This is a genomic window from Tannerella sp. (assembly GCF_030528505.1).
Taxonomy (GTDB): domain Bacteria; phylum Bacteroidota; class Bacteroidia; order Bacteroidales; family Tannerellaceae; genus Tannerella.
In genome coordinates, this window is record NZ_JAUMYS010000085.1 from 1 (window position 1) to 11959 (window position 11959).

The 11959-nt window shown below is 48.1% G+C and carries 12 protein-coding genes; 8 read left to right on the forward strand and 4 right to left on the reverse strand.

Annotated elements, in window-relative coordinates:
• Positions 1-128 precede the first annotated feature (128 nt).
• From Q4A89_RS10860 to Q4A89_RS11725, 4 genes are all read left to right on the forward strand, one after another.
• Complete coding sequence (locus Q4A89_RS10860; RefSeq protein ID WP_303185491.1) at positions 129-311, forward strand: type II toxin-antitoxin system HicA family toxin; 183 nt, start codon at positions 129-131, stop codon at positions 309-311.
• Between the two features lie 27 nt (positions 312-338).
• Complete coding sequence (locus tag Q4A89_RS10865; protein ID WP_303185492.1) at positions 339-731, forward strand: hypothetical protein; 393 nt, start codon at positions 339-341, stop codon at positions 729-731.
• A gap of 17 nt (positions 732-748) precedes the next feature.
• A complete protein-coding gene (locus tag Q4A89_RS10870) occupies positions 749-1600 on the forward strand; it encodes a TIGR01212 family radical SAM protein (protein ID WP_303185493.1) in 852 nt (283 codons plus the stop codon).
• Positions 1601-2282: 682 nt separating this feature from the next.
• The gene (locus Q4A89_RS11725) at positions 2283-2441 is read left to right on the forward strand and encodes a transposase (protein WP_368389510.1); all 159 of its coding nucleotides are present in this window, start codon (positions 2283-2285) and stop codon (positions 2439-2441) included.
• Between the two features lie 87 nt (positions 2442-2528).
• Here the strand turns inward: Q4A89_RS11725 and Q4A89_RS10875 are convergent, their stop codons facing one another.
• Positions 2529-3878 (reverse strand): type II toxin-antitoxin system HipA family toxin, encoded by a 1350-nt coding sequence (locus tag Q4A89_RS10875; RefSeq protein ID WP_303185494.1) that lies wholly within the window; start codon positions 3876-3878, stop codon positions 2529-2531.
• A complete protein-coding gene (locus Q4A89_RS10880) occupies positions 3875-4171 on the reverse strand; it encodes a helix-turn-helix domain-containing protein (RefSeq protein ID WP_303185495.1) in 297 nt (98 codons plus the stop codon). Before Q4A89_RS10880 ends, Q4A89_RS10875 begins: the two co-directional genes overlap by 4 nt.
• A gap of 1005 nt (positions 4172-5176) precedes the next feature.
• On the opposite strand from Q4A89_RS10880, the gene Q4A89_RS11730 reads away from it, so the two are divergent.
• From Q4A89_RS11730 to Q4A89_RS10895, 4 genes are all read left to right on the forward strand, one after another.
• The gene (locus tag Q4A89_RS11730; protein ID WP_368389511.1) at positions 5177-5425 is read left to right on the forward strand and encodes a DUF4377 domain-containing protein; all 249 of its coding nucleotides are present in this window, start codon (positions 5177-5179) and stop codon (positions 5423-5425) included.
• A gap of 537 nt (positions 5426-5962) precedes the next feature.
• Entirely contained in the window at positions 5963-8128 is a 2166-nt protein-coding gene (locus Q4A89_RS10885) for a S9 family peptidase (RefSeq protein ID WP_303185499.1), read from the forward strand.
• Positions 8128-8979, forward strand: a complete 852-nt coding sequence (lipA, locus tag Q4A89_RS10890; protein ID WP_303185496.1) for a lipoyl synthase — start codon at positions 8128-8130, stop codon at positions 8977-8979. Before Q4A89_RS10885 ends, lipA begins: the two co-directional genes overlap by 1 nt.
• 49 nt (positions 8980-9028) lie before the next feature.
• Positions 9029-10237: a hypothetical protein gene (locus tag Q4A89_RS10895; RefSeq protein ID WP_303185497.1), complete on the forward strand. Its 1209-nt coding sequence runs from the start codon at positions 9029-9031 to the stop codon at positions 10235-10237.
• Here the strand turns inward: Q4A89_RS10895 and Q4A89_RS10900 are convergent.
• Together Q4A89_RS10900 and Q4A89_RS10905 are read right to left on the reverse strand one after the other, a co-directional pair.
• Entirely contained in the window at positions 10215-10709 is a 495-nt protein-coding gene (locus Q4A89_RS10900) for a metallophosphoesterase (RefSeq protein ID WP_303185500.1), read from the reverse strand. The two genes, Q4A89_RS10895 and Q4A89_RS10900, sit on opposite strands and share 23 nt — an antisense overlap.
• A 21-nt stretch (positions 10710-10730) precedes the next feature.
• Positions 10731-11813, reverse strand: coding sequence for a PCMD domain-containing protein (locus Q4A89_RS10905; RefSeq protein ID WP_303185498.1), 1083 nt, complete (start codon positions 11811-11813; stop codon positions 10731-10733).
• Between the last annotated feature and the right edge of the window lie 146 nt (positions 11814-11959).

Below are 11959 nucleotides of genomic sequence, written 5' to 3' on the forward strand. Positions count from 1 at the left end.
ACTTTTCACTTTTCATTTTTCATCATTCTGGCCACGTATAAAGAAAGAAGTTTGTTTTTGGGAAAAAAGAGGTTTTGAGTATATTTTTATATACCTTTGCGGCGTTCAGTAAATAAAAGAATTGCGCGATGAAATGCAATGAGTTTTTACGGGAGATCAAAGAAAAAGGATGGTATTTTGTACGACAGGGAAAAGGAAGCCATGAAATTTGGAGCAATGGTGAGAGGCAGGAAACTATTCCGAATCATGGTACAAAAGAATTGGGGAAAGGATTAGAGCAGAAATTAAGGAAACGATTGGGATTGAAATAACGGCTTCATTTATCATTAGGCAGGATTATGGAAAAAATAAAAATCATTATTGAAAGAGCTTCTGATGGCACTTATGGCGCCTATGCAGAGGGAGACTACCCGATCACAGGGATGGGGGATAGTGTAGAAGCATGTAAACAGTCGGTTTTAGACAGCATAGAAACGAATATAGAAATAGGTTATTTAGAAGGCTTAGCCCATCAAGAGTATGAACTGATTTACCGTTTCGATACCGAGAGTCTTTTACAATATTACAAAGGGATTTTCAGTAATCCTGCTTTTGAACGGTTGACCGGGATCAACCAAAAACTCATGCATCAATATGCTACCGGTCTGAAGAAGCCGAGAGAGGCACAACGCAAGAGAATAGAGAAAGCCTTGCATCAGTTAGGGAAGGAGTTATTAGCCATAGAACTGTAAGGATTTATTCAACCCTGATGCACGCTTTTCCTTTTAAAGTTCAGAAGATTTCGTTGAATGCCGGTTTTACGTGTCCCAATCGCGACGGGAGCAAGGGGACGGGTGGTTGCACGTACTGCAACAACCGGACGTTCAACCCCGATTATTGTCGCGCGGAGAAAAGCATCACGGCGCAGATGGACGAAGGCATACGTTTCTTCTCCCGCAAATATCCGGAGATGAAATATCTGGCCTACTTTCAGGCGTACACGAATACGTACGGCGAGATGGACGAATTGCGACGTAAGTACGAAGAAGCCTTGGCTTGTCGCGATGTAGTCGGGGTAGTGATCGGTACGCGCCCGGATTGCATGCCGGACGAGTTACTCGACTATCTGGCCGGTCTTGCCCGCGAGACGTACGTGATGATCGAATACGGCCTCGAAAGTACGCTCGACCGTACGTTACAGCGGATCAACCGCGGACATACGCATGCCGAGTCGGAAGATGCGATCCGCCGCACCCATGCGCGAGGCCTTCCCGTAGGCGCACACCTGATCCTCGGTCTGCCCGGCGAGAGTCGCGACGAGATGCTGCGTCACGCCGATGTGCTTTCGGCCTTGCCCATTACCTCGCTTAAACTGCATCAGTTGCAGATAATCCGCCATACGGCGATGGGGCGCGAGTATGAAGCACACCCCGAGCGGTTCCATCTGTTTACGGTCGACGAATACATCGATTTGGTCGTCGCCTTTCGCCGCCGTCTGCGTTCCGACATCGTTATCGAACGATACGTGTCGCAGGCGCCGAAGGAATGGCTGCTTGCGCCCGACTGGGGACTGAAAAATTATCAGTTCGAGGCAAAGCTGCGAAAACGCATGAACGGGTGAAAGCTGCGCCGCGTTGCGTGCTGTAAATTTGTTAATGCCCTATGGTTCTCTTAACGCGCTCCGAGCGGCATAAACTTACATACGGACGCAGCAAAATTTATATACGTATATAAGTTTACGCGCATCCGTATGTACGTAAATTTATATACGGGAGAAAATTTATTGTAACGTGAGTTCGATGTAAGAAAAGGGTCCAAAAAGTTGGAACATAATGGGAAATTTAGTGTCTTTATAGTGTTGAAATATAGCGTTATTGTAAAATAATCCCATTATGATTCCGGAGCATAAAATTACAGAATTAAGCGAAGCGTATCACGAATGTAAAACTCGAATGAGTAAATTTATTTCATGATCGACGAGTTGCACAAAGCATTTGACCAAGTAATCAAAGAGCACACCCTTGAAGATGGCAAAAAGAGGAAACGAAATCGCAAGTTTACGCTTTCCCAGAGCGAAGTGATGACGATATTGGTACTCTTCCACAGCGGAGCTTTTAAGAACCTGAGAAGCTTTTATATATTTTATTCCAAAAAATATATGAAGAAAGGGTTTACCCATATTGTTTCCTACAATCGTTTCGTTGAACTGCAACGTAAAGCCTGCATACCGCCCTGGCCATATTTCTTAAAATGTTCTACTTAGGTAAATGTACCGGCATCTCATTCATTGACTCCACGCCACTCTGCGCAGCTGTCATATCAAGCGAGAAAAGCAACACCGTACTTTCAAAGGGATCATCCGGAAAGGACAATACGCTATCGGCTGGTTCTATGGCTTCAAACTGCATCTGATAATCAACGATAAAGGCGAAATCTTAGATTTGTGTTATCGGCTTTGGTAGCTTACTCTTTTTTTGAAAAGAAACCATCCATCAACCTCTATCAGGAGCTTATGGATAGCTCAAGATGGATGCCCGCTTAGATCGAACTCACGTTATTTTATGTCCACTATTAGCGATATTGGTTCCTTTAGAAATTCTTTTTTGCGAAAGTAAAATGAGGTTGTTCTCTATCTGCTTCATGTGATCATATTTTACACCACTTTCTTTCGCATATTTTCTCCATTGAGAAACTACATCTACCACACTCTCAATAATTAATTGAGGGCGGTTAATTCCCATTGACTGGCCGGTCTTTTCCAGATCACTAAAAGTAAATCCATCTCGTTTCCCATTGATCGACATTTGATGTGCCTGTGTCCATCTGCCGTCAGGAGAATAAGCATAACAAAGGTCATAGGCAGGAGCTAATGACCATTTCCCCTCTTTATCCATAAGGAAACTATGGTTCTTCGTATGATCATCATGATTACGAGCAACGACATTAAACACCATTCTCCGAAAGAACTCTTCCTGTTGGCCATACGGAAGATTCATTTTTCGCATGACGCTGAAAGCCTCTTCATACGAATGTGGTATATCTCTGTCCAGATGAGCAATTCCAGCCAGCGATTGTACATGTATCTTTTCACCTGAATCTGTTCTGTCAAATCGTTTTGTCATGAAATGACAAAAATCTCCTTCTGTTAATAAGCGGGATTCCATCATCTGAATACCTGAATCTAACGCCATGCGGTAATACGCGTATTCTATATTACCTATACCACGAGGATTATTAGAAATGTTGCCATGCTCTGAATAGGTTGTTCCGTCAAATTTAAGCAACCAATAGGTAAATCCATCCGGAGCTTTAACCTGTCCGGATCGCACTTGTTTTGTAACGTCATTGTATGCGATAATTGCCTTTGGTTTCGCACCTCCGGCCGAAGTTCCTATTTTCAAGATATCAAGGATAGCCTTATCTTCTTGTATTAATAGATCCATAAAATTAGCTCTATCCCTAAAAACAGTGTCTGATAAACTCGTCAGTATATCAATACGGATTTCTGATGAAGAATCTAACTCCTTAATTGTTCGATTCGGTTCAAATTCCAATGCCCCCATCCCCCTTTTCCCGATATAGCAAAGTCGATCAAGAGGAGAGACATAATTGACCGGCATACCTTTCGACGAGAACCAGGCATTGATAATCTCTGTTCCGAATTTATCCGGAAGTGAATCTGCGACTAACCCCGGTAATCCATAGAAACAGTCATTTCTATTCCTAAGAAACTGATATACATGATTTTCACCACTCTTATTCAGTGGCATCATCACCGGTGCGATGTCAATATTTGATCGAAGGAACTCTTTACTATATTGAAAAAGAGCAACACTTCTTTCAGAATCCCACATCAGCGCTCCAACATTCTTATCAAAGAAATTCACATGAACAATCATCTTTTTCTAACTCTATATCGTTGTTTTCCCATTAGTTTCTTGTATAAAATAGGGCTGACAGGCGGCTTCGGGATAAATTCATCCAGATTCTCAAGCATGTCAAGGCTTCTTAATATGGCAATTAACTTTAAAGATGAAATATTATCCCCCCTTTCCACTCGAAGAACTGTATCAATGCCAACCCCAGCATGCTCCGCGACATCTTTTTGTGTCATATCATTACGAATTCGATACTCCTTTAATCGTTTTCCTATCTCAACGAGAATAGCTGGATTACTCATTTCTTTCCACATGATTTCATTTCTTTTTTATTGATGAATTTGTATCTTCTATATTGTCTGATTCCTTACGATTCTCCATTATACTCCCATACATGATATTATTTATTTCACTGCAAATATAAATATAATATATGATATATCAAATATTATCTCGAAAATAAGTGTATAATATTGCAAATATGCCATATTAGAAATCCCAAACTTGTTTTCGTTTGAAATATCAGAGACGGTAAGCAGATCCGGAACGGATGCTTACCCGTCGTTGTTATGGAAATCGGAGATATGTTTGTATCGAATTAGGACGAATGGGTTTTACTGTTCAATCTTGATTGAATTGAAAAACTTGTTCATCCTTCCGATCTCCCCTGAAGGGGGGCTAATGGGTTAGGGATAGTAGCGATTGTTTAAACTTTCTTTTAAAGAAAAAGAGTGAGTGCGGATAGCCCGACGGCTTAGTCGGAACGCCCAGTGCTTAATTTTGATTTGGCAACTTCATAAGAAGCGAGAAACCTCCCCGAAGCTTCACAGTAAAAAAGAGAAAAAAACGTATTATCAAACTTTTAGTTTTACGGAAAATAAAAAATCCGAGAAACTTATTATTGCCCGGATTCATGTCTTCTTCATAGTTATAGATTGTATCAATCTCATTCTTGTATTTGTCTATTATTTTTGAAAGATATGAATCTGCATGTTCTGCTAAAGCAGAATACTGAGGAGTAAAGTCTTTTTTCTGCTTTACTTCTCCTAATTCATCACTACTACAGCTCGTAAAAAATTAATAACAAGCTTACCCATACACAAAATATTTTCTTCTTTTCCATGATTTTATCGTTTTGAAATTATTGAGAACAAAGGAGTGTCTTTTTTGAATTATCAAAATAAGATCATTATATTTGCTTCATAATTAAATTAGTTAGAAGTTGGATTATGGAAATGCACAAGTTTTTAATGATTATATTCGCTGTGTGTGCCTTCTGTTTGAGTTGTAGTGATGAGAATGAAAGCCGCGAGTTGAATATGTGGATTGCTTCGCACACAGAGATGGTGACGGATCCAGTGGGAGGTGTAAAGCGTTCCTACATGATGTATAAGTTGGACGAATCGGCAAATTGGATACCTCTATCTTCTCATATTGAGGGGTTTCAATATGAGATCGGATTCGAGTATATATTATTGGTGCGAGAGACCCCAATAAAAAAAACTATGCAGGATCAGTCGGATGTCAGCTATTCTCTTATCCGCATACTTTCAAAAACAAAAAAATAGCCGATATTTTTTCCGAAAGTAACTCAAACTTGTTCGCACTTCCGCTCTCTCCTGAAAGGGGCTGGGTGGCAGGGGTCAATTCGTTTTATTACAGGTGATTGATTGGTGTTTTTTTAAGAAAAGAGTAGCTGCGGATAGCCCGACGGCTTTGCCGGAACGCCAATACATAGATGGACCATCATAAAGTTTCGATTTGGCATTTCAATTCTACGATAGTGCGATTAAAATATGATGTGTTTATTAAAGCGAATCGATTGAAAAAAAGCAATTAGTTTTTTTGAAAAGAGAGGAATAGGGAACTTTTAAGGGAGGGATCGGGACCTAAATTTTCGCGCGTCCGTATGTAGCTAAAATTGCATCCGTATGCCGTCTGAATAGGGTAAAGTGTAAATGGTTTTTAACAAAAGAAAGGTCGAATAAACACTCTTCTCCGACTGTTCGGAGTCGCCATTCGGCTTCGCCTTTTTTTAGCGGACTTGTTTAGAAATGTCGGAATTTTTATCTAAGTTTGCCCGAAGAAAAAAACAAAAAACAATGGTGAAGAAAACAGGAATAGCCCTTTTGCTTTCGCTTCTCACGGCAGGAGGGATCAGCGCGCAGCAGCGGGTGGAATTGCGAGGGATCACGGACGGAAAGTACCGCCAATCGATGGCCGACAGCGGACTGCGTACCATGGCCGACGGGATACATTATACGGCCATGAACAAAGAGCGGACGATGATTGTCAAATACGACTATCGCACGGGTAAACCGGTCGACACGCTTTTTTATACCCAAAAGGCACGCGAGTGTACGTTCGATGATTTTCAAGGGTACGAGGTGAGTCCGATGGGGCATCGGATTCTCATCTGGCGCGAGACGGAACCGATTTATCGTCGCTCGTTCAAGGCACAGACGTTCGCTTACGACGTGCGTCGCAACATGGTGAAACCGCTGAACGATTCCGGCGCCAAAGTGATGATTCCTACCTTCTCGCCCGACGGACGGATGTGCGCCTACGTGGTCGATAACAATATATGGGTGAGAAAATTCGATTACGATACGGAGGTGCAGGTCACGAAAGACGGTGTGCCGAACAAGGTCATCAACGGCGCTACGGACTGGGTTTATGAAGAAGAATTCAGTGTGACGAACCTGATGAGCTGGTCGTCCGACAGCCAATATCTGGCGTACGTGCGTTCCGACGAGTCGGAAGTGCCGGAATATGGCATGCACATCTACGGCGACGGGTATTATCCGGGCGAATATAACTATAAGTATCCGAAGGCCGGCGAGAAGAATTCCCGCATCACGCTTCATTCCTACAGCATCGAGACGAAAGACATCAAAACGATTCCGGTACCGGTCGATGCCGACGGCTACATCCCGCGCATCGCTTTTACTGCCGCGCCCGACCAGCTGGCGGTGATGACGCTGAACCGTCATCAGAACATCTTCAGCATGTATTATGCGAACCCGAAGAGCGGGGTCTGCAAGCAGATCCTCAAGGAAGAAAGCGACACGTATGTCGATTCCAACTGGCTCAATGAGCTGATGTTTACGAACAACGGCTTCTTGTACGTGAGCGAGAAGGACGGTTATGCGCATATTTATCAGTATGCGGCAACGGGTGTAGAACAGCGTCAGGTGACGAAGGGTAACTGGGACGTGACGCGATTGATCGGTGTCGACGAAGCGACGAACACGGTCTATTACGAGTCGGCCGAAGAAAGTCCGCTGCGCCGCTCGGTGTACAGGGTGGATGCCAAGGGCGTGAAGACCCGCCTGACGAAGCAGGAAGGAACGAACAGCGCGTCGTTCAGTGCCAACTTCGCCTACTATGTGAACCGTTACTCCAGCGCCCGCACGCCGGCCGTCATCACCGTGAACGAAACGAAGACGGGCAAGACGCTGCGTACCCTCGAAGATAATGCGTCGTTGAAAGAGACACTGCAAGCCACGGCTTATTCGCCGAAGGAGTTTATCACCGTACAGACCGCGTCGGGCTATGAGCTGAACGCGTGGATCGTGAAGCCGGCCGGCTTCGACTCGGCGAAGAAGTATCCGGTGATGATGTTTCAATACAGCGGCCCCAATTCGCAGTCGGTATTAGACCGCTACGAATTCGGATGGGAGCAGTATCTGGCGGCGAACGGTGTGATTTGCGTCTGTGTCGACGGGCGAGGCACCGGGGCGCGTGGCGAGACCTTCCGCAAATGCACTTACCTCAAGCTCGGCGAGCTGGAGTCGAGAGATCAGGTCGAGGCCGCACAGGCGCTGGCCAAGCTGCCCTATGTGGACGGCAGCCGGATGGCCATCTGGGGCTGGAGCTTTGGCGGATACAATACGCTGATGGCGCTGAGCACCGGCAACGGCACGTTCAAAGCCGGTATCGCCGTTGCGCCGCCTACCGACTGGCGCTACTACGACACGGTTTATACCGAGCGATTCATGCGTACGCCGAAAGAAAATGCGAACGGTTACAATACCACGTCGCCTCTCTTGCTGGCCAAAGATTTGCAGGGCAAGCTGCTGCTGATCCACGGCACGGCCGACGATAACGTACATTTCAAGCAGACGATGGACTATGCCGAGGCGCTCGTGCAGGCCGGCAAACAGTTCGACATGCATATCTACCGGGATCGCGATCACGGTATCTACGGCGGCAATACGCGCTACCATTTATATACGAAGATGACGAATTTCGTGCTGGAAAATCTGTAATGAGTACGTATCTTCGGAAACCCGACTGGCTGAAAATACGTTTGCAGGGGAACGAACAGTTCCGCCGGACGAAAGAAATCGTCGAGTCGCACTGTCTCCATACCATCTGCACGAGCGGCAAATGCCCGAATCAGGGCGAGTGCTGGAGTCGAGGCACCGCTACGTTTATGATTGCCGGCGATATCTGCACGCGCTCGTGCCGTTTCTGCAATACGTTGACGGGTAAGCCCCGGCCGCTCAACCCGGACGAACCGGCGCAGGTGGCCGAGAGCATTCGCCTGATGAAACTGCGGCATGCCGTCGTTACCTCGGTCGACCGGGACGATCTGCCCGATCTCGGCGCACAGCACTGGGTGCAGACGATCCGGTGTATCAAAGAAGTCAATCCGCAGACGACGCTCGAAGTGCTGATTCCCGACTTTCAGGGGCGGACGGAGCTCGTCGATCAGGTGATCGATGCGGCGCCCGAAGTCATCTCGCATAACCTCGAAACGGTGCGCCGCCTCACGCCGCAGGTGCGCAGCGCGGCGCGTTACGAGGTGAGCCTGTCCGTTTTGAAACGCATTGCCGAGCGCGGACTGTGTGTCAAGACGGGGATCATGGTCGGGTTGGGCGAGACGGCGGCCGAGGTGGAGGAACTGATGGACGATGCCCGCGGTGTGGGCGTATCGGCGTTGACGATCGGGCAGTACCTGCAACCTTCGCGCAAGAACCTGCCGGTGACGGAATACGTCACCCCCGCGCAGTTCGAGGCGTATCGTGAAACGGCGCTCTCGAAAGGTTTCCGCTCGGTTGAGAGCGCGCCGTTAGTGCGCTCGTCGTACCATGCCGAGCGCGTGCTTGAAGAATAAAATCGCCTATTTGCAACAAAGCTCCCCCATACATTGTTATATATACGACATGGAACAAATTACCCGCATAAAGAACAGCATGGATATCCGTAACGGCCTGAATAATCAGGCCGTCGGACTGTTGCCGTTGCTGTTGTTGATGTTCCTGAACAACTTTTATACGTATATCGTCTCGTTCGTAATCGCGGTCGTGTTCTGCGTCGCCAGCTGTTTTACGTTCTGGGGACTGTTTCGCGGCAGGAAGTATCAGTTTATGTTTTTGCCCACAGCCATCACGCTGGTACTGTATTCGCTGTTTCTGTTCTTGCGCCTCGAACCGGTCTTGTATCTGCATTCGCCGCTTATTACCGAATGGCTGTTGGTCGCCGTCTTGTCGCTGGCCGGTTTTGCGAAGCGCCCGATCGTCGGTCGGGTACGGAAGTCGAACCGTCCGGCCTTGAAGCGCCCTCCGTTGCGTACGGCTTTGAGCGAGTTCTTCTTTGTGGCGTATATCGCTCAGAACGTCTATACGCTGCATCTGTTTATCCTTCTGTTCTACATGATTCTGCCCGAAAGCTACCAGCATATCTGGGTCGAACGGCTGCTTTACCGTGAGGCTCCTTTGTTTATCGGCTTGGGGATTATCGCTTACGAGCAGATTCGGGTTTCGATGATGAAGCATGGTCTGGCGGAAGAGAAATGGTTGCCCGTACTCGATAAGAAAGGCAAAGTGATCGGACGCATTGCCTATTCGGTCAGCCTCACCTCGCAGGCGCGGCATTATTGTCATCCGGTGGTGCGCATTGCCGTCGTGTATGACGGGATGCTCTACCTCGTCAAACGCGGCTCCGTTCAACCTGTCTCGCCCGACGCGCTCGATCATCCGTTCTACGGGCACGTGCTTTTCAAACAGACGTTCGATCAGACTGTCCGTGAGTTGCTGGGGAGTTCGTTAGCCAAGAGCGAAGCCAAGCCGCATTTCCTCGTTCGCTACGCGTTCGAGAACGAGCGGGTGACGCAGCTCGTATCGTTGTACGTGCTGACGCTCCATTCCGAAGAAGCCTTCGTGAACTATGTGAAAACAGCCGAAGGGAAACTCTGGACGCCTCGCCAGATCGAAGAAAACCTGCAACAGGGACTTTTCAGCGAATATTTCGAGAAAGAGTATGCGTATCTGCAACATACCGTATTCCTGGCGGAACAATACACGGCCAAGCGCGAGCAGCCGGTCTCGGTCGCGACCGAGACTGAGCCGGTTACCGTTTCGCCAACTCGATAATCTCCATATCGCGGATATCTGCTCCGTCGATGACGAAGCGCATCAGCGTGCGTACCGTATGAAAGCCACTTTTTCCCGCTGCTCCGGGGTTCAGGCATAGGCAATTCAAACGTTTGTCGAACATCACCTTAAGGATATGCGAATGTCCGCAGACGAACAGTCGCGGCTTTGTCTCGTACAGCTCGGCGCGTATGGTCGGCTCGTAACGTCCCGGATAGCCGCCGATATGGGTCATCATGACGGACACGTCCTCGACGGTGAAGTGAAGCGTCTTCGGGTACATCTGTCGCACGGGGTAACCGTCGATGTTGCCGCAGACGGCCCGCAGCGGGCGTATGGCCGAGAGTCGCAACGCCACGTCGGCCGAACCGATGTCGCCCGCGTGCCAAATCTCGTCGCACGAAGCGAAGTAGGAGGCGTATTTTTCATCCCACCATCCGTGGGTGTCCGAAAGTAATCCGATCGTTTGCATCAAGAGGCGAAAGTATAAAAGTTATTCACAAGCAATTTCTACTTCGTCGATATGGAGCGTGCTGCCGGGAGCGCCGCTGAAGGTCGCTCCTGCGATACTCGATGTAAAGACGATGGCCAAATTGTAGACACCGCTGCGCAGCTTCGCCGCATCGATGGTTTGGCCTTCGCGCATGATGAATGGGAGCTTGAAATGCGTCCACTCGTCCGTCTCCTTCTGATCTTCGACGACGGCGGCGCAGACAACGTTCGGATGCGTCAGGATATTCGTGCCGTCGAGGGTTTTGAGCGTCTCGTCCGTCTCATACAGCACGGCATAGAAATGACAGCGGTCGGTGATTGCCGTTTGTGCGGGTTGGCCGTTCTGATAATACGTTGTGCCTGCCTTGTATTTGTAATAGCCCGAAAAATATAGCGGCCGACGGTAGAACGGCAGTCCGAAGCGCGTCGCTTTGAGCGGGCTGCTGAGCGCGCTCAAGAGATCGAACGTACCGATAAACAGGTTTCCTGCGGCGATCGGCATACCCGCAAGAGCGCCGAAGCTGCCGGTGCTTCGTGTCGTCAGGCGCACGCATCGGCCTTTGTATCCGTCGGCTGACTGGGTGGTGGGATAGTCGTCGGGGGTCTGCGCGTTGCCAGTCATGGCAAATCCGAGGTTTCCGCTGGCCCATTCCATCGAGACACGTCCGTTTTGCTTCTCGGCAAAGATATGGAAGCGACCGCTTTTTTCGGCCACTGTATCTTCGAAATGATACCTCGTTTGCAGTTCGTCGGCCACGAATGAGACGGTATACGTTTTTTTCCACTGTCCGTCTTGCGATGTGACGGTGTATGTCTGAGGCGTAGAGAAGTCGCGGGGCGTACCGCCGGCCGGTTCGATGGTGGCGCCGTCGGACAGCGTGAAGGAAAGCGTTTGCCGCGTCAGGTCTGCATTGGCTTTTACAAGGAGTGTGATTTTATCGTTTTCGATGATCGGTTCGCGTTTGAGGAGAGACGCCTCGGCAAGGGTGCATGTCAGGATGTCGGCTTCCGCGTTCGGCAGTTCGTCGCGCAGGCAACCGGTCGATAAGAGCAGAAGCGTCAGCAGGAAAAAGAGTCGTTTCATCTTGTTTTATGCAGGATTAAGCGAGGACAAAAGTAGAAGAAATCTTTTCCAAATCCAAGTGGTTGAACGAAAAAAGACCGTCTCTCTTTGCAGACGTCCGGAATGCTTCGAGCAGTGCTTGGGAATCTTTGATTGTGCCGAGAAGT